This is a genomic window from Paenibacillus sp. J22R56 (genome assembly GCF_056269375.1).
In genome coordinates this window covers 825,129-844,542 of the sequence record NZ_JBWDNV010000001.1, presented here as the reverse complement: position 1 = coordinate 844,542, position 19,414 = coordinate 825,129, and the positions used below count along the sequence as shown (strand labels likewise).

Sequence of the window (19,414 nt, the reverse complement as noted above, 5' to 3'; positions counted from 1 at the left end):
GGTCTTATTGGTCCGCGTAAGTGTAAAAACTGGCCTAACTCGGGTGCGAACAATTGCAATAAGACCCCGTCAGGGTCTTATTGCAATTGGCGTAAAGTCTGTTATCCTCTCAAGTTACTCCCGGTCGTAATCGTACGATCCTGGAAGTTCTCGACGGAGGCGCTTTTCTCGTAGAAATGCGGGACGTTGTCCTGAATGCCTTTCCGTGTGTAGAACGGATCATCGGCATGGAGCGGGAAGCGGACTTTTTCGCCGGTGCTTGCTGATTTGTAGATACCCAGTATGAGCTCAAGCGTTGCCCGGCCGCTATGACCGTCTATGAGCAGGGAATCTCCACGCTCGATAGCTGAGAGGACATTATCGATCTGACCAGTATGCCCTTCATAAGCAACCTCAGGCAGATTATCGTAATAGGCTTGGATTTCCTCTGCGAGAACATCATTCCGAGTTGGGAAGCCATTATCCATCGAACTTGAGGCTACCAGCTTCCATGGGGCGGAGATCCGAGCTGCCTTACCTTGGAAAATCAACTGCTGCTCCTCGCCATGATGAACAACGGAGCTTGTAATTTGGCCAAGCCCACCGTTATCGAACTTCAGCATCGCAATCGATAGATCCTCTACCTCTGCATTATCATGCGACGTATTGCTCATGAAGGCCTGAAGCTCGGTTGGGCGTCCCATCATCCATAGCAGCGCATCGATATGATGGACGGCATGGTTGAGTGTACAGCCGCCGCCCTCCTTCTCCCAAGTTCCGCGCCACCACAGGTCATAGTAGCAATGGCCGCGCCACCAGTAGGAGTCGATTTGGGAATGAACGATTGGACCAATCAGCCCGCTGTCCACGACAGACTTGAGCTTCATCATCGGCGTGCGGAAGCGATTTTGGGCGACAATCGATAACAGCCTGCCGCTTTCTTGAGCGGCTTGGTTCATCGCATCACATTCCTCAAGGGAAGAGGCCATCGGTTTTTCGACCAAAACATGCTTGCCTGCCCGCAGGAATTCCACAGCAAGCTCAGCATGGGTGTAAGGTGGAGTGCAGATCGAGACAAGATCGATATCCTGCTCTAGTAGTTCTTTATAATCGCCGTATGCTTTTGCTCCGGGAAGCTGACATTGTGAAATACGGCTCTCGGCTTTATCGACATAAATATCAGTAACAGCAACAACCTGGCATCGATCAGGAAACTTCAGATAAGCGTCGATATGCGCTCTGCTGATTGCTCCGGCTCCAATAATAGCAACTTTCAACATAACTAGATCATCTCCTATTCCATGCGGACCGCAAGATTTTGGGATAATACGCTAAGCTCGGCAACTTTGAAGGCATGCTCCTGTGTCATCGCATTCTCGGTACGATGGATGCAGTCGAGGATAAGCTGACCGAAGAACGGGAAGCCAACCTCACCTCTTACGGAAAAATGATGCTCTCCCTCATGATTAGCCATATACACCTGATCGCCTTGTGGATCGCGTGCGAGATCGACATATTTGCGGATCTCAATATAACCGTCTGTACCAAGAATCAGAGTTCGTCCGTCTCCCCATGTGCTGAGTCCGTCTGGTGTGAGCCAGTCCACTCGGAAGTAGGAGGCCGTACCATTATCACCTGTCAGCATCACATCACCATAATCTTCAAGCTCGGGATATTGCTTATGATGGTAGTTGGCGATTCGAGATTGAGCGACTGTCGCATCCTTCGCACCTGTATAGTATAAAAATTGCTCAATCTGATGGCTGCCGATATCGCATAAGATACCGCCGTATTTCTCACGCTCGAAGAACCACTCTGGTCTAGCTTTGGCGTTCGTGCGATGTGGTCCCCAACCCATAACCTGTACAACCCGGCCGATTGCACCTTGCTCAATTAATTGACCAGCGAATACAGCTCCCTCGTTATGGAGCCGCTCTCCATAGTAGACCATGTATTTACGACCGGTATCAGCGGAAACCCGCTTGGCGTCTTTAAGCTGCTCCAAGGTCGTCAGTGGTGCTTTATCTGTAAAATAATCCTTGCCCGCTCGCATGACTCGAAGGCCAAGGGCACAACGCTCGGAAGTAATAGCTGCTGATGCAACCAGCTGAATACGGGGGTCTGCGAAAATCTCCTCTTCCGATGCTGCTGCCTTTACATGCGGGTAACGCTGAACGAATTGGGCTATCTTCGCTGGATCGGGATCATATACAGAGACAAGCTCTCCTCCGGCTTCGATCAGTCCGTTGCACATGCCGTAGACATGCCCATGATCTAGTGCTATTGCGGCGAACTGGAACTCCCCAGGCTTTACGACTGGATTTGGTTTACCCTGTGGTGCATAATTCATGCCATCTGCTTTATTCACGTCACTAACAGCTCCTTAATTGGATTTGATAATAGAATAAATGAAAAAAGAGAGGGTGAATGGCTCCATTTTGCGTTAAAATGTTTATATCTTGCGGTTATGAGAGAAGGGCGGGGAAAAGGTTGTTTCCGACAGAATGGTTCAACTACGAATATCGGAGAACGTCAAAAGAATTCTTCGGCGAAGTCTTTCATGCTCATTCGCAAATGGAGCTTACTTATGTGCATCAAGGCCGAGGGCTGTTAATTATAGAGGGAAAGTCGTATTCCATAGAGCCGAACACGCTGCTCCTGTTTCCGCCGTTTCAGATGCACCGGATTCAAATTCAGGTGACGCAAGAGGAGCCTTTTATACGAAGTGTGTTGTTATTCGAGCCGGCTGTGCTGCAAAGCTATTTGAATGATTTTCCTTCACTAAGAAGCTTTTTTCAACGGATTCTGCGTCAGCAGTCCAATATACATCCTGTCCATGCGATAGCGGAAAACACGCCGTTTGTTGCGCTGCTGAGGCAATTCAATGAAACAAGCAGCAGCATGCGTGAGGGTGAATTCGAGGAAAATATGGGTGTCTTTCTGCTTAGCCTCGTTCATCAGCTCAAGCAAAACCCAGAAGGTGACGCATCTTTTCTGAAAAAGCATAACCATCACGTAGAAGATATCATGCAATGGATTGAAGAGCATTATATGGAGCCGTTCCGATTGGAGGAGCTGGCTAGTGCCCTTCATTTGTCACCGTATCATGTAGCCCATCTATTCAAGGAATCGACGGGAACAACCATTGTTGCTTATACCCAGGCGACAAGAGTCCGATTTGCCTGCGGACTACTTCGCAAAACCTCCTTACCTTTATCGGAGATCGGCTATCAGGTGGGCATTTCCAATGCCTCGTATTTCAGCAAAGTATTTCGCGAAATTATGGGGGTTGCTCCTTTGGCCTATAGGCAGCACCTGCTTAAATAAAGGATACGAGGTGATAATATGATCCTTCTACAAGGGAAGAAGATCAATTTGCGGAAGCTTGAGCTGTCGGACGTACCGCTGCTTGTTCGATGGCTGAGTGATCCTGTTGTGCTGGAATTCTATGAGGGCAGGGATAATCCGCATGACGAAGCACTCGTTCAGAAGCATTTTTACGAGGATCGGGAAGGGATAACGTCCTGCATTATACAGCATCATGGTATCGACATCGGTTATCTGCAATTCTATGAGATTGAAGAAGATGAAAAAGAAGAGTATGACCTCTCCGATCATAAAGGCATCATCTATGGAATGGATCAATTTATCGGCGAGCCGAACTATTGGAATAAGGGAATAGGCTCGGAGCTAATCAAGGAAACAGTGCGTTATCTTACTGAGGATTGTAAGGCAGGGAAGATTGTCATGGATCCACAGGCCTGGAATATGAGGGCTTTGCGGGTCTATGAGAAGTGTGGTTTCAAGAAAGTAAAGCTGCTCGAAAAGCATGAATGGCATGAAGGCGAATATCGCGACTGCTGGCTGATGGTCTATGAGCCGCGAGTTGAATAGGCGGGGAGCAATCCGTCTATTTTCCTAGTTCAAATTGCGCAAACGGTTGCTCATATATTCTCCCATCCTGTCGAATAGTAAATTTCTTCTAACTCCTTATTGACTGTAAAGCGTTTTCATAATAGGATGAGAATAGTTAATACATGCTGATAAACGCCTAGTTCAAGGGCAATGTATTCTGATTTTTCGAAGAAAAATCGGAACAACCCCGCTATCTCTTCTAATCCGAGGGATAGCTTTTTTTTATCAGCGGAAAGGAGTTTTGACGTACTTTTGTGCAATCGTTTGCTCATTTCGTTGATTTAGGGAGGATTACACACGTATGAAGAGACAATTACGAAGCAGGAAAAGGACCCGTGTCTGGTCATTCATGCTGGCTATTTTTATGGTTATTCAAGGTCTTGGACAATTCCCGCAGCAATCAAATGCAAGCGCTGTCAATGGGACTTATGCGGAAGGCGGTACGATCCATTTTGTACTGCCAAAGTCGGCGATCAGCGTTACGGCAAAAGGAGATTTCAACAGCTGGGGTGATCCTGCGGTTGTGCTGACGGATGAGGATGGGGACGGCACCTTTACGGCAGAAGTGACAGGTGATGCGGCTAACAAAGCTTATGGCTATAAATTTCTCGTCAACGGCAATTGGCTGGATAATCCGAACCTGAGTGTTACGTCGGACGAGAATAGTATCATTCATCTCAGCTATACCCCACACATGAAAGTGGCGGGCAGCTTCGACGCTAATGCTTTTGGTGATCAGCATGAGATGGTGCTTGATGAAGGTAATTACACGTTTGCCGTTGATTCGCTGGCAGACGGCACTTATACGTATAAATTTATTTCGGCGGCAGATGGGCTGCCAAGTATATGGTTTGCTGATCCAACGAACGATGCGACATCTAATGGGAATAGTAAAATTGTTGTAGGTGAGTCTCCTGCGGAAGGACCAGCTGCGGATTTATTCGTTAATCAGCCAGGCGGCAATGCCAAATGGGTAGTCGTTGGATCGTTCCAAGAATGGAACAATGCTTCAACAGTCACGCAAATGAGTCATTTGGTCGGTGAGTATTACGCTTATTCGATTGTGCTGGATCCCGGCAGCTATGAGTTCAAGCTTGTGCGCCAAGGATCATGGGATGGTTATTCGAATAATGGCAATAACTTCACTTTTAAACTTACAGCTCCAACGAAAGTCAATTTCTACTTAAATGATGAGCTCGGACAAATTCGTATCAACTTGCCTGACGTGAGTGGTGTCTCGCAATATGTGCCTGTGCTGACTGCAGCAGAATGGCCTCGTCTTGTAGGTGATGTGCAAACTGTATTTGGCGAATCTGATTGGGCACCTGATCAAGCGAAGCAAATGTTCGTCGATTATAACTTCGACAGCTCGGTCTATAAGCTGCAGCGAACGATACCGGCAGGCCGTTACAAGATGAAAGTCGTACAGGGCGACAATTGGCAGGTGAATAATTACGGTACGGGTGGTGATGATTTCATTCTGACGACTCTCGATCCTGCGGATATCACTTTCAGCACTGTACTTGCAGATCGGACGATTACTAGTAATTACAAACCAGCGGACAGCCAGTTTGACGGGATGATCAAGCGAGATAAGCTGGTTTTTGATTCCCGCTCGATTACTTATAAGAAACCGTTTGGCGCTATAAAAGAAGGAAGCGAAGATGTCACGCTGCGTATTGCAACAGAAGCAGGTGACGCACAGGTGGTGCGGGTTGAGCTTAGCAATCCGGAAGGTATTGCTTCCGCATTTGATATGCACAAAGCGACTTCTTTTGATAACCAGGATTACTGGGAAGTAACGATTCCGGGCGAGGCTTTCCAAGGCATTGGCGTATGGGGATATAAGTTTATTCTAATCGACGGAACAGCGAAGGTGGAATACGGCGATGACGGCTCACGTGGTGCGACAGGCACTACGGCGGACGAAGGCGTACTGCCCTATGACTTGACCGTGTACGATAAAGATTTTACAACTCCGGATTGGATGAAAAATGCGGTTGTTTATCAGATTTTCCCTGATCGTTTCTATGATGGAGATGAGACGAATAACCGTGCGAAGACCAAAGACGGCTATCGTGGTCCTGTCCAAGGCGACACAACAACGGCAGGCGTAACCTCTAAAGGCGGGTATGAGCTGCAGTACTTCGACGGCGGAGTTGCGAATGATCCAACGCCAAATCAAGTGGATGGCACATGGTCGACTGCACCGGAGAATCCGGACCGGATTACACCAGAGCAGAAGCCGTATTTCCCGGATGCGAAATCGGACGGCGTATGGACCAATGAATTCTACGGCGGCGATATTCAAGGTGCCTCGCAGAAGCTCGATTACTTGAGGTCTATTGGCGTGAACGTCATTTACTTTAATCCAATTGCTTGGGCAAGCTCAAATCATAAATACGATGCAACAGACTACGAGCATCTTGATCCGATGTTTGGCGAGCCCGTGTACAATACGCCAGGTGATCCTAATTCCGGGCTGGATTATGAAGCGACAAGGGTAGCATCCGACCGTGTGTTCACTGACTTTGCGAAAAAAGCCCATGTCATGGGCATCATGCTGATTGTTGACGGCGTGTTTAACCATGTCGGCGACGACTCGATTTATTTTGACCGTTATGGGAAATATCCCGAGATTGGTGCTTATGAGTTCTGGGCTAAAGTGTACGATCTGGTAAATGACAAAGGTACAGCGCTGGAAGAAGCGAAGCAGCAGGTGGTTGATTCGTTCACGGCTCAGATCAACCCGGCAACAGGCGAGCATTATGCTTACCCGGCGGATTTTGATTTTACAACATGGTTTACGGTATCCAATGAAAAAGTGGAAGGGCATTACAAATATGAAGGCTGGTGGGGGTATGATTCCTTGCCTGTCATCGATGCGCCAACAGCTGCAGTAGGTGATACAGAAGGGCTTGAAGGCAATCATGAATGGAACGTTCAAGGTTACCGCGACCTTGTTATTGGTCATGACCTGACTGGCAAAAGCGATGAAGATGCTTCAGCGATGATGCAGAAAGCCAACTCGCAGCGCTGGGAATGGAGGGGCGCTAACGGCTGGCGTCTGGACGTTGCTCCTGATGTATCGGCAGGCACTTGGCAGAAATTCCGCGAAGCAGTGAAGTCGACAGAAGGCCGTGTGGACACCAATGGCGAGACGATTCCAGAACCTATTATTCTTGGCGAAGAGTGGGGCGTAGCAACAAAGTTCCTGCTAGGGGATCAATTCGACTCGGTTATGAACTACCGCTTCCGTGGTGCGCTGCAAAGCTTTATTATTAACGGCAATGCGCAGCAGTTCAACGATGCACTGGAATCGATCCGTGAGGATTATCCGGCTGAAGCATGGGAAGTGATGCTGAACCTGGTGGATTCTCATGATACGGTTCGTTCGATTACGAAATACGATAAGCCGGAATGGGAAGAAGAGCATTTGGCGATTGCACCTGATGCTTCGGACAAAGCGCTGAAGATGCAAGCGCTGACGGCGATTTTCCAAATGGGCTATCCCGGTGCACCAACGATCTACTATGGAGATGAAGTGGGTCTTACAGGCACAAAGGATCCGGATTCCCGCCGTACCTTCCCTTGGGAACGTGTAGCAGGTACTGAAGGTTCGTATGAAGGAGTAGGCCGCTATGCGGATCTGTTTGCTACGTATCAAACGGCGGGCAGCATCCGAGATAACAATGAAGTATTCCGTACAGGAGAGCTGAAGACAGCTTATCATGCGGGCGATGTTATTGCTTATGCTCGTAAAACAAACAGTCAAGCGGGGCTGGTTGTTGTAAACCGCGGCGAAACGGATATTACGATTGAGGCTGATGTAGCGGGCTTCCTGCCGGAAGGCTTGACGCTTGTAGATCAGCTTGGCAGCGAGGTTGAAGCAGCGGTTACAGGCGGTAAGATTACGTTGACCATTAAGGCTATGAGCGGTTTGATGATGACTTCGACGACTGAATTGGTGCAAGTGCCGCAGGTACAGCAGGTAAACGCAGCTGGAGGCAATGGTCAAGTGACGCTGACTTGGGATGCTATGCCTGGGGCAACGGGCTATAACGTATACCGTGCAGCGATTGAAGGCGGACAACTGCAGCTGGTTGGCCAGCCGGATGATGCAAGCTTTACCGATTCGGATGTTGTAAACGGTAAGAAATATTACTATACAGTAACAGCAGTAACGGAAAATGGCGAAAGCCCGCTCAGCGAATACGGCTCCGCTACACCTTCGTTCCCGGTTAATAGTGTAACGATTACGAAGCAATCGGATGAGGTTACGCTAGGTGTTGGCAACAAGACTTCGGAGATTGAAGTGACCATCGATATTCCAGGTCTGACAGATGACGAAGCCTATGCGGGTAAAGAAGCGCCAAATGTGATTGCCCGTCTTGCCTTCTATAAGGATGGCACAAGCAAAGCGATTGCAGAAGAAACAAAGCTTCGTTACAAAGCAGATACGGAAGATGGCCAAAAAGTATACTGGGCAGCTTTTGAGCCAACGGAAGCGGGAACCTATAAGTATTTTGCCAAGATATCCACGGATAACAGTGAGTCCTTCACGGAGTCTGAAGAAGCTTCACTAATTGCTCAAGCAGACGGCTCGGATACAAATGCACCGGAAGCACCAGTACTCGCGGATATTGCGGTTGAATCGAACCGTGTTCTGCTTAACTGGACAGAGGATGCTGAGGAAACAACAGTTGATCATTATGAGATTTTCCGCAAGACGGTTGATTCTGAATTTGTAAAAATCGCGATTGCCGGCAAGGCGGATGTCTCTTATGTAGACTTCACCGTAAGTAATGATACAACTTACACGTACAAAGTAGCTGCTGTGGACAACGCGTATAATCGTGCTTTCTCTGGTGAGCAGGCAGTTACACCAAAGCTGGTTATGGTCGACGTGAAGCTTCGCGTTCACCTGCCGAGCTATACGCCGGTACAAGATGATATTTACCTTGCTGGTGATTTGAATGGCTGGAAATCTTCGGGGAATAAACTGAATGTTCCAAGCGGTGCAACAACACGTGATGTGGTAGAATACAGCTTCAAAATGATGGCTGGCAAGTCGATTCAATACAAATATACACGCGGCACATGGGAGACGGAGGCGTTTACCTCGCATGCTCGTCTGGCGAATGATACCGTAGATGCCGGTAACTATGCGTATTCATCGACGGATACGAACATGAGGCTGACAATTAAAAATCAAGGCGGCAATACGATGGTCGTTGACGATTACGTGCTGCGCTGGGTCGATATGCCGATGATCGTAACGATGCCGCGTATCTCGTATGGTGAGGATATCTCTTACGATACGACGGATGAGACGTTTACTCTCCGGTCGAATGTGCCGTACGGCGTAGACTTTACTATTAATGGGCAGCCAATTGATGGCGATGCAATGGATGCTTACGGTAATGTTCTAATTGAGAATATTCCGCTTCAAAAGGGAGCGAACAAATTCACTCTTCATATTGAGCCAAGCGAAGAGACACTTGCCCAGGATTGGTACACCGATGCGGGTCGTGCTGCTCAAGCGACTAAAACGATGGAGCTTACCATTACGAGAGACGGCGGCGGAGACGGTGATGGGAATGGTAACGGCAGTGGAAGTGGTGGAGTAACGCCGGATCCATCGTCCGTGACCGTAACGGAACAGCAATTAAAAGATGCAATCAAGCAGTCCGGTGATGGCAAAGTAACAATTGCTGCTGAAGGGAAAATGGAGATTGTATTGCCTGCTAACACTGCCGAATTGCTGGCTGGTAAGACGCTTGAATTGAAGCAAGGCAGCTTGACGCTCCAAGTTTCAAGTACGGTGCTTCAAGAACTGATTAAGCAAGCTGGAGGATCAAGTTCTTCCTCACATATCGTCTTGCAGCTTAAACCACTCGATGCGAAAACGCAGCAAGAGCTGCTCGCTAAAGCTTCTGCGGCAGGCGATGTGGAACTGAAATCAGCCTCAACAGTATTTGATTTCCGTCTTGCGCTTGTTGATGGCAGCGGTAAAGAAATAACGGTACTCAGCAAGTTTGATGAGCCGCTTAAGCTGACGTTTAAATTAAATGGTGAGGCAGATAAGAAGCTGACTGGTATCTATTATGTGGCAGACAACGGTGTGCTTGAGTATGTCGGTGGCACGTTAAATGCAGACGGTACGATGACGGCAGACATTCACCATTTCTCTAGTTATGCTGCGTTGGAATACAACAAGCCGTTTACGGACGTTCCTTCCTCCCATTGGGCTGCGGGAATGATTAAGGAGCTCACTGCTCAGCATGTGATCACAGGTGTGACGGCAAATCAGTTTGAGCCGGAACGAAGCATTACTCGTGCGGAATTTGCAGCGCTGCTCGTTCGTGCGATGAATTTGCAGGCGACTAAATCAGCTGGATTCACAGATGTAGCGGCTGGCAGTTGGTATGCCAAGAGTGTTAATGCTGCTGCTGAAGCGGGAATCATCCGCGGCCGTACAGCAACAACCTTTGCGCCAAATGCTGTTATTACACGTGAAGAGATGGCAGTTATGCTCATGCGTGCGTATGAAGTGAAGACGGGTAAGAAAGCAGAAGGCAGTGAATCATTTAGTACGTTTACCGATTCAGCTGCTATCCACGACTGGGCAAAAGCCTCCATTGAAGCAGCCGTGAAGCTTGGCTTCCTGAGTGGCAAAGGCCAAGGTCAGTTCGACCCGCAAGGCAACACGACACGCGCCGAAAGCGCGAAAGTGATTTATAAGCTGCTAGGTGTATAACAGCAGTAAAAAGCTGTCCCCCTGAATGATGGGGGACAGCTTTATTTTTTGCCCCCTATTTCACATACGGGTTCTGGCGGATCATCTGTACGAGGTTCATGGTGGAAGCCGGGAGCTTTTCGTTCTTGCGGGTACAAATTGCGATCGTATTTTTGAGATCGATGCCTTCCACGTACACACGAGCAAGTTCGCCGCGCTCGACATAATCGCGTACAACCAGAGAGGAGACAAAGTTGGCTCCATAACCGGCAATAACGGCGGTGATCGCTTCATGCAGGCCGTTAAATTGCAGAGAGATGGTTGGTGCGGATGAATTGTAAGTACGGCATAAAGAGAGCAGCCTTTCCCGAGTAGAGCTGCCCTCCTCACGCATAACAAAAGGCTCCTTCATCATGTCAGGCAGCGATACCCGTTGATTGGCATAGCGATGGCCGGGTGCTACAACAAACCACAGCTCGTCTTGAAATAACTCTTCGGTCTGAATCGTATCCGGGTAGTTCTCGGCAATGCCTCCGAATATTGCGATATCGACTTCTACATCTAACAGCTGCTTCAAGGCATCACTTGAGTTGGTTGTTGTAATTTTCATTTCGACTTGCTCATATTGCTGCTTAAACTTTGCAATCCAGGCGGGGATCAGGAAGTGTGCTGGCAGATAAGTTGCAGCGAGCCGGATACTGCCTATCGCACCGTTGCTGTAATTAGATGCAAACAGCTCGATTTGCTGCTCGACGGCGAATAGTCTTTTGGCTAACACAGCAAGCTCTTCTCCCGCATCGGTTAATGCAATACCTCGGCCTTGTGGCTTAAACAGCGAGATCATTAATTCTTTCTCGAACTTCTTGATCTGAGCAGTAATAGCAGGCTGGCTGATATTGAGTAATTCCGAAGCGCGAGTGACACTGCCAACAGCAGCAATTGTATGGAATAAACGCAAAGCATGTAAATTCAAGGCAAAGCCACCTCCTTGAGACATTTGAGATATCATATATTTTATATATAAGTACAAGAAAAACATATATTATTCCTATCATTGTAACTCGCTTACTATAGAAGTAGAAGTTAACCCCACAACGAGGAGAAGTGATCGTTATGAGTTCTGTACACACTTGGGAAAAAGTTGATGCTTACATTACGGACCTCCTTGTTCAGCAGGATTCTGTGCTGGAGCAGGTGCTTGCGAGCAATAAGCGGGCAGAGCTGCCGGCGATTGATGTAGCGCCAAATCAAGGAAAGCTGTTGAATCTATACGCGCAAATGATTGGTGCTAAACGAATCTTGGAGATTGGAACATTGGGCGGCTACAGCACGATCTGGATGGCTAGAGCTTTACCAACAGACGGTCAACTCATTACCCTCGAGCTTGAACCCTTCCATGCACAGGTCGCACAAGAGAATATAAACTTAGCCCAGCTAGCGGAAAAGGTAGAGATAAGAGTCGGAGATGCTTTAGCGCAACTGGCGAAGCTGGAGGAGGAAGGGGCGGCAGCATTTGACCTGATCTTTATTGATGCAGATAAACCAAATAACCCTAACTACTTGCAATGGGCGCTTCGTTTCTCTCATCCCGGTACGGTTATTATCGGCGACAACGTCATACGAGATGGTGAAGTGATAAACAAGAACAGTACAGATCCTCGTGTTCAAGGAGTAAGAAAATTTTACGATCTGCTCTCTGAGGAACCCAGGGTGACAGCAACAGCGATTCAAACGGTTGGCGTCAAAGGTTATGACGGATTTGTTCTAGGCCTTGTTAATAGCTAGTCTCCTTCATTGGCTCTCCTCTTTCCTTTGCGATAAAATAGAAAGAGGAAACAAGTCAAAGGAGTGGATACAAGGGTGGATAACTTTCGTGCTTTAGTAGCAGATAGCAATGAAGAAGGACAACAGCCAGAGCTTACCATTAAGAGTCTGACAGCAGCAGATTTGCCGGAAGGGGAAGTTACCGTTCGAGTAGCTTACTCCAGTGTTAACTATAAAGACGGAATGATAGCGATACTAGGGAGAATGGTGAAAAGCTACCCGCATATCCCGGGAATTGATCTATCCGGTACCGTAGTTGAATCAAGCGACCCTCGTTATAAGTCGGGCGATTCCGTCATTGTAACGAGCTATGGCGTTGGTGTCTCACATTATGGCGGGTACAGTGAGCTAGCTCGTGTTCCTGCCAGCTGGGTTGTTCCTTTGCCGGAGGGGCTGACACTTCGTGAAGCAATGATTCTTGGCACAGCAGGCTTCACAGCTGCATTATCTGTCCAACGGCTTGAAGACAATGGGCTGACACCGGATAAAGGTCCGGTTGTTGTTGCTGGCGCAAGCGGGGGAGTAGGCAGTGTGGCTGTGAACATTCTCGCGGGACGTGGTTACGAGGTGACGGCAAGCACAGGGCGGCTTAGGGAAGAAGCTTATCTGAAGGAGCTTGGTGCCGCTCATGTTATTCATCGGGATGAGCTGATGGAATCTTCGGAGCGCAAGCCCATCCGTCGTCCATTATGGGCAGCGGCGGTTGATCCAGTAGGCGGCAAAACGCTTCAATATTTACTCAGCACTCTTAAGTATGGCGGATCGGTTGCAACCAGCGGATTAACTGGCGGCATCGAAGTAGAAACTTCCGTCTATCCGTTTATTCTAAGAGGCGTGAACTGGCTTGGCATTGATTCGGTTGAGTGCCCGATGGAGCTTCGCCGGCGTGTATGGGAACGGCTTGGGACGGACCTGAAGCCAACGATGTTAAGTTCAACAATCGTTAACGAAATTACGCTGGAGCAGCTGCCAGAAGAACTATCCAGCATTCTCCAAGGACAGGTTAGAGGCAGAACCATTGTGAAGATCGGGGAAGTATAGGAAGGAGGGGCAGACTCATGACATTCATGAGCTGCCCCTTTTTCTCATTTCCAGTTCTGTTCGATAAACTCATCGCGTCCAGATTGCGCGCGGTCTTCTTTATAATGCTTCGGATTTTTCTTATGGAAATCCTGATGATACTCTTCTGCCGGATAGAACGTTTCGGCTGCACGGATCTCTGTCACAATTGGCTTATCGAAGCGGTCGGACTGCTCCAATACTTGCTTGGAAGCAAGTGCCTGCTCGTGCTGCTCTTCATTATGATAAAAGACAGCGGTGCGATATTGGCTTCCGCGATCCTGGAATTGTCCCTCTGCATCGGTTGGATCAATCTGAGGCCAGAATAGCTCCAGCAGGCGTTCATAGGGGAACAACGCTGGATCAAACGTAATTTGTACGACCTCAAGATGACCAGTCGTTCCTTTTTTTACTTCCTCATAGGCTGGATCCGTCACATGGCCTCCCATATAACCGGATATAATTCCATGAATCCCTGGGAGCTCCTCGAATGGTGTAACCATACACCAGAAGCAGCCTCCGGCAAATGTTGCTTGCTGTAATTGCATCTTACCTAACCCTCTCTTATTGCGACTTGCTTACATGAATCATCGTTCCTCTAAAAGTAACTTGCCGAGCGAAAGAAGTCAATTTACCGCTATGTAAACTCAGATAAGCCCCATTGCCTCCCCATGTAAAATGGAGAGCGCGATGGGGCTTACGAATGAATTGACTATGCGATAGCACCGTCTCGAATATAAAGGATACGGTCTGCGCAGGCGGCCACCGTTTGGTCATGAGTAATGAGAATAATGGTGCGGCCTTCCGCATGAAGTTTGGCAAGCAGAGCCATTATTTCTTTTCCCGTATGTGAATCGAGCGCCCCTGTAGGTTCATCTGCGAGCAGAATCGATGGATTCGTTGCAAGCGCTCTCGCAATAGCAACCCGTTGCTGCTGTCCTCCAGACAATTCCGCAGGGCGGTGGTTCATATGTCCGCTGAGTCCAACCGATTCGAGCGTCTCCAGCACCGCTTTTTTTCGAGTACTGGCCGAAACTCCCCTATAAATAAGCGGCAGTTCGACATTATCATAAGCTGTTAAACTTGGTATCAGATTATAGTTTTGAAAAATAAATCCAATCCGTTTATTGCGTACATCCGCCAGTTGATTATCGCTCAACGCCGATACCCGTTTGCCCTCCAGCATGTAAGTACCACTGTCAGCAGTGTCCAGGCAGCCCATGATATTCATGAGCGTTGATTTACCGGAGCCGGACGGTCCTTGAATGGCAACAAACTCCCCTTGAGCAACTTCCAGAGAAATATGCTGCAAGGCCGTATAACGTTGCCCGCCCATTCGGTAATGCTTCGTAATTTGCTCCATTTGAACGATGGCCATCTTGATCCCCCCTAAAAAGAATTGGCGCGTGTTTTGGCGTCAATTCTTACTACGTAAGCATTAGCTTAAAGAATTGGCGCGTGTTTTTGGCGTCAATTCTTACTACGTAAGCGTTGGCTTAAAGAATTGGCGCATGCTTTTGGCGTCAATTCTTACTGCGTAAGCATTAGCTTAAAGTATTGGCGCGTGTTTTGGCGTCAATTCTTGACCTACTATAGAGGCTATTCAAACAGCTTGTTCAAAATATCAGAAAGTGTATAAGTTTTCCCTATAGTGGGTTTATTTTTCAGCCGCGAAAAGTAAGCTGCGCCTCCTAAGGATGGCGCAGCCGTTTAAGCTTGGTTTTTCGCTTTTTTTTCAGCTTGTTCTCATTAAGATCTTCGGGCATTGAGCCTGCGCAATTGAAGCATTCGATTGTACATCGACTTATTCGCAAGTTTGCGGAAAGGAGTAGCCTCAGGGGTTGTATTCACTTCCAGAATCCAGGGATGCATTTGGTGATCAAGTGCAATATCAAATCCCAGTTCATTAAGGAAAGGATACTTGGCATGCAGCAGATGCGCACAATCAATACATACGTCATGGAACTCAGCTTTTAGCTTTTCAACTAACTCGGTGCCTCCCTGAGCGGATATGACGGATTCAAAGGTATGAGTATCAGAGCCTTGCGCACCGTTCGTTACAGCCATACCGGGTTTAGCGACCCTCGCGGCAATACCGGTAATTTGCCAAACGCGGCTTTCGTTCAGCTGAAGTACAACACGCAGGTCATAAATCCGGTTTTTGTATCTCGACAGATGGATGCCTCGTTGAACGATGTAAGTTGTGTTATCAATTTTACGTTTCAAGGAAGTTATTAATTGTCTCCAGCTCAGATTGCTTTTTCTTTTTGCACCGATCTGATAGGAGTAGGTGCCGTTATGAGATTCAACACGCATGACGCCTACGCCATGGGAGCCAGAATTCGGTTTTACATATACCATTTGATAGAGCTGAAGCATTTTTCTCAAGGAGTATGCACTGAACAGGAGTGTATGCGGAACATGACTTCGGGTTGACGCTTTTTTATTAAGCACCACGGTTTTTGCCCATTTGTTATAGACGCCTCTTCTTTTTTTCATAGGGACACTATCTTCCTCCGTCTTCCTGACATGATAGTCTTACAGAAATAACATATGCTTGCCCTTTCTTGTACGAGTGGGCTTTGTACGGGGCGATTCCGGATTGGGGCGCATACGATGGAGGGATAGTGATCGACTGAAATGGAGGATGCTTCATGCCTATTTCTAAGAATAATCTCTCTCTTCAAGCCAAATGGGAGGAAGTGAGACAGCTTTATCCTTGGTATAAATCTATCACGGGGGATAGAGATACGATGGATTGGAGGGATATTCCACTTCTGACGCAGGAACGTCTGCTTCCCTATTACGAGAGTGATGAGCAGGCTGTCCCGCAGGACTGGAATGTGTATCGAACATCAGGTACAAGCGGCAATAAACGTAAGGCAATCTATTATGATGCGATAGATGAAGAAGCTTATATTCAGTATAAAATAGAGATGTTTGCGGAACTTCTGAAAGGCTACAACGTGTCTCGGGCGCTGAGTGATATGGGGACAGGTCATGCAGAGGCTACAGCTGTGCAAATTTTCGAAGGAATTGGCCTTGCGTGTGAGTCTGTTCCATTCGGGCTGCCGGCGGCGGCTCATTTGCTGCGAATTGCTGACTACCAGCCGGATGTGCTGTATACAATGCCTTCGCTTCTGGACGGGATGCTTCGCGTCGCTCCACCGGATTTCAAGTGGGGGCTGCAATGTGTGATTCTGGTTGGGGAACCGGCTCCACCTGCATGGAGGCAGAGGGTTGCCGAGAGGCTTGGGATTACCGAGCATGATGTAATGGATACACTCGGCAGCATTGAGATTGGGACGATCGCTTATTATGATCAGTCAATTGAGCGTTATGTCGTGATGGATGGCGTTATCGCAGAAGGGGTTACGCCTGCTGAAGCGGGACTGCCTGATGTTGAACTTCCTCCAGGCGAGCAGCTGCTGGTCCTCACATCACTTGTGCGTCGGCGTTTTCCGGCACTGCGTTTCGTCACTTATGATGTGGTCCGGGATTTGCGAATTGAGGAGCAAGATGGCAAGTTGATCACCACCTTTGAGGCTATCGTGAAGCGTGTTGGGCCTGAACTGAAGCATGGGGAGAAAATCAGCGTATACGATATTGAGAATGCGATCTTTCAACATGTTCAGCAAGCAGTCGTTAAGGTTCTCGTAAACGGCAATAAACTGCAGGTAATGATTACGACTGTTGAAGTCATTAATGAAGCATTAAGAGAGGTGATCCGTGACGAATTGCATAGTACGATACCTGCAATTGGCGCGATGATCCGCGGTGGACTCCTTGAGGAGATGGATGTTGTATTCCTTAGTAATGATATGGACGATCCATCACCGGAGGGATCAGGTAAAAAGCCGATTAAGCAGAAGAAGCTGTTTGTGCAGCAAGCAAGCCAAAGAAGTGATGGTCAATGACCGTTTACAATAATATAGCCTCAATGATCGGCAATACCCCTATGGTGAAGCTAGGAAGACTGTTTGAGCATGCCCATTTTGACATCTATGCGAAGCTGGAGATGCATAATCCCGGAGGCAGTGTGAAAGACCGTCCAGCTAAAGCGATGCTGCTAGCTGCTCTGGAGGAAGGCCGGATTAGACCAGGCTCCGTCATCGTAGAATCCAGTTCAGGTAATTTGGCAGTAGGGCTTGCGCAATTATGCAATACGATGGGTTTTACATTTATTTGCGTTGTTGATCCTAAGACAACTGAAGCAAACTTACGAGTGCTTCGCGCTTACGGGGCAAGAATTGATTTGGTCAAAAAGCCGGACCCGGAGACAGGAGAGTTTGTTCCTGCGAGGCTTGCCCGTGTTCGCCGTTGGCTGAAGCGGCTGCCAGATGCATTCTGGCCGAATCAGTACGGCAATAAGAATAACGCCTTATCTCACCAGCAGACCACGATGGCGGAGATCGCGGCTGATCTTCCTCATCTCGATTATTTATTTTGCGGAGTAAGTACATGCGGAACAATTCGGGGCTGCGTGGACTATATCCAGTTAAACGGACTTAAGACGAAAGTAATTGCGGTGGATGCGGAGGGCAGCATTATTTTCGGCGGGGAAAAGGGCAAGGTTACCCGCATGCTGCCAGGGCTTGGGGCTGGTATTAAGCCAGGGCTGTGTCCGGATGAGGGTATTCATGAAATTGTTAAAGTGAATGACCGAGATTGTATTACCGGCTGTCGGAAGCTAGTTCGTATGGAGTCGATCCTTGCAGGTGGTTCCTCAGGCGGCGTCATCAGGGCGGTGGAAAAATACAGTCCCCATATCGAGCCTGGTTCAACCTGTGCTGTGCTGCTGCCGGACCGGGGAGAAAGATACTTGAATACCGTATATGACGACACATGGGTGTCGCAATTGTTCGGCAATGACTTTATGGCCGGTCTGCATAAGCAAGGAGGGGCGATCGAAGAATGATCTATTTGAATGAGCGGGACTTGGAGCTTATCGGTATTAACTGGGCTGAACTCGCTCGAGTGATTGAAGAAGCTTCTGCAGCCTTTGCAGCGGAGGAATGTGCACAGCCGATCAAACCTTATCTGAAATATGGCAATGAGCGTAATCGCATTATTGCCATGCCGGCTTATGTCAGCCGTCCGGTACGTGCTGCAGGCTTGAAATGGATTGCCAGCTTTCCTGGCAACATTGAGATTGGGCTGCCGCGGGCGAATAGTGTCACCGTGTTGAACGATCCAGATACCGGAGTTCCCACAGCATTAGTCCAAGGCAGCCTCATTAGTGCCATTCGAACAGCAGCAGTCAGCGGCGCTTTGCTGCGCAAGCTGGTAACTGGAGGGGAGAAGCCGCTTCGTGTTGCATTGATTGGTATGGGGCCAATTGGCCGGATGCATGTTCATATGCTGAATGGCTTGCTGAGCAGCCGGATTAGCCGGATTGTAGCTTATGACCGGCGTGACATAGATGTAGAAGAATGGCTGAATGATGTGCCGGTGACGATTCCGGTCGAGAAGGCAGCCACTTGGCAGGAGGCTTATCGTGGTGCGGATGTTGTGTTCACTTGTACCGCAGCACCGGAACGTTATATAGATGAAGCTGCAGCGCCGGGCACAATTCTGATGCATGTATCGCTGCGTGATTATCATCTGGCTGCACTGAGTAATGTAGGAACCATCATTGTCGACAGCTGGGAAGAGGTATGTCGTGCGGATACGGATACAGAGAGGCTGCATCTGTCCGCTGGTTTACAGGAAAAGGATACGATGACGTTGTCGGAAGCCATTGCCCTTCCGCTGGAGCAGGTTATTCGGGCAGAAGGACCAACCTTGTTCACTCCAATGGGGCTGGCTGTATTCGATGTTGCAGTGGCGGCACATTATGCTAATGCAGCTGTTCGTCTTGGGGTTGGGAAGAGATTAGAGTAAATAAAGGAGCCTAGG

14 protein-coding genes are annotated in these 19,414 nt (G+C 48.4%); 8 read left to right on the top strand and 6 right to left on the bottom strand.

All coding sequences use genetic code 11. The features are described from left to right. Nucleotides 1-101: 101 nt before the first annotated feature. Nucleotides 102-1,259, bottom strand: a complete 1,158-nt coding sequence (locus AC0YNT_RS03600) for a Gfo/Idh/MocA family protein (protein WP_475803364.1) — start codon at nt 1,257-1,259, stop codon at nt 102-104. 14 nt (nt 1,260-1,273) lie between these two features. Then, nucleotides 1,274-2,347, bottom strand: coding sequence for a Gfo/Idh/MocA family protein (locus AC0YNT_RS03595; RefSeq protein WP_475803363.1), 1,074 nt, complete (start codon nt 2,345-2,347; stop codon nt 1,274-1,276). 122 nt (nt 2,348-2,469) lie between these two features. Between AC0YNT_RS03595 and AC0YNT_RS03590 the strand changes: the two genes are divergently transcribed. The 3 genes from AC0YNT_RS03590 to AC0YNT_RS03580 all read left to right on the top strand — a co-directional run bounded on the left by AC0YNT_RS03590 (nt 2,470) and on the right by AC0YNT_RS03580 (nt 10,654). Continuing rightward, nucleotides 2,470-3,306: an AraC family transcriptional regulator gene (locus AC0YNT_RS03590; RefSeq protein ID WP_475803362.1), complete on the top strand. Its 837-nt coding sequence runs from the start codon at nt 2,470-2,472 to the stop codon at nt 3,304-3,306. 18 nt (nt 3,307-3,324) lie between these two features. Then, nucleotides 3,325-3,873: a GNAT family N-acetyltransferase gene (locus AC0YNT_RS03585; RefSeq protein WP_475803361.1), complete on the top strand. Its 549-nt coding sequence runs from the start codon at nt 3,325-3,327 to the stop codon at nt 3,871-3,873. Between the two features lie 322 nt (nt 3,874-4,195). After that, complete coding sequence (locus tag AC0YNT_RS03580; protein WP_475803360.1) at nt 4,196-10,654, top strand: S-layer homology domain-containing protein; 6,459 nt, start codon at nt 4,196-4,198, stop codon at nt 10,652-10,654. A gap of 55 nt (nt 10,655-10,709) precedes the next feature. On the opposite strand, the gene AC0YNT_RS03575 is transcribed toward AC0YNT_RS03580, so the two are convergent. Further along, nucleotides 10,710-11,606 (bottom strand): LysR substrate-binding domain-containing protein, encoded by an 897-nt coding sequence (locus AC0YNT_RS03575; protein WP_475803359.1) that lies wholly within the window; start codon nt 11,604-11,606, stop codon nt 10,710-10,712. Between the two features lie 140 nt (nt 11,607-11,746). On the opposite strand from AC0YNT_RS03575, the gene AC0YNT_RS03570 reads away from it, so the two are divergent. Next, on the top strand, nt 11,747-12,418 hold the full coding sequence (locus AC0YNT_RS03570; RefSeq protein WP_475803358.1) for an O-methyltransferase: 672 nt from the start codon (nt 11,747-11,749) through the stop codon (nt 12,416-12,418). 75 nt (nt 12,419-12,493) lie between these two features. After that, nucleotides 12,494-13,498, top strand: a complete 1,005-nt coding sequence (locus AC0YNT_RS03565; protein WP_475803357.1) for an NADPH:quinone oxidoreductase family protein — start codon at nt 12,494-12,496, stop codon at nt 13,496-13,498. A 44-nt stretch (nt 13,499-13,542) separates the two neighbouring features. Here the strand turns inward: AC0YNT_RS03565 and msrA are convergent, their stop codons facing one another. The 3 genes from msrA to AC0YNT_RS03550 form a co-directional block, all read right to left on the bottom strand. Next, on the bottom strand, nt 13,543-14,064 hold the full coding sequence (gene msrA, locus AC0YNT_RS03560) for a peptide-methionine (S)-S-oxide reductase MsrA (RefSeq protein ID WP_475803356.1): 522 nt from the start codon (nt 14,062-14,064) through the stop codon (nt 13,543-13,545). Nucleotides 14,065-14,228: 164 nt separating this feature from the next. Continuing rightward, entirely contained in the window at nt 14,229-14,894 is a 666-nt protein-coding gene (locus tag AC0YNT_RS03555) for an ABC transporter ATP-binding protein (RefSeq protein WP_475803355.1), read from the bottom strand. Nucleotides 14,895-15,265: 371 nt separating this feature from the next. Next, entirely contained in the window at nt 15,266-16,015 is a 750-nt protein-coding gene (locus tag AC0YNT_RS03550) for a YheC/YheD family protein (protein ID WP_475803354.1), read from the bottom strand. Between the two features lie 155 nt (nt 16,016-16,170). Here AC0YNT_RS03550 and AC0YNT_RS03545 point away from each other — a divergent pair, with 155 nt between their 5' ends. From AC0YNT_RS03545 to sbnB, 3 genes are read left to right on the top strand one after another with little or no spacing between them, the layout of a single operon-like run. Next, nucleotides 16,171-17,433 (top strand): phenylacetate--CoA ligase family protein, encoded by a 1,263-nt coding sequence (locus AC0YNT_RS03545; RefSeq protein WP_475803353.1) that lies wholly within the window; start codon nt 16,171-16,173, stop codon nt 17,431-17,433. Then, nucleotides 17,430-18,434 (top strand): 2,3-diaminopropionate biosynthesis protein SbnA, encoded by a 1,005-nt coding sequence (gene sbnA / locus AC0YNT_RS03540; protein ID WP_475803352.1) that lies wholly within the window; start codon nt 17,430-17,432, stop codon nt 18,432-18,434. Before AC0YNT_RS03545 ends, sbnA begins: the two co-directional genes overlap by 4 nt. Continuing rightward, nucleotides 18,431-19,399 (top strand): 2,3-diaminopropionate biosynthesis protein SbnB, encoded by a 969-nt coding sequence (sbnB, locus tag AC0YNT_RS03535; RefSeq protein WP_475803351.1) that lies wholly within the window; start codon nt 18,431-18,433, stop codon nt 19,397-19,399. The genes sbnA and sbnB overlap by 4 nt, the downstream gene beginning before the upstream one ends. Nucleotides 19,400-19,414: the final 15 nt, after the last annotated feature.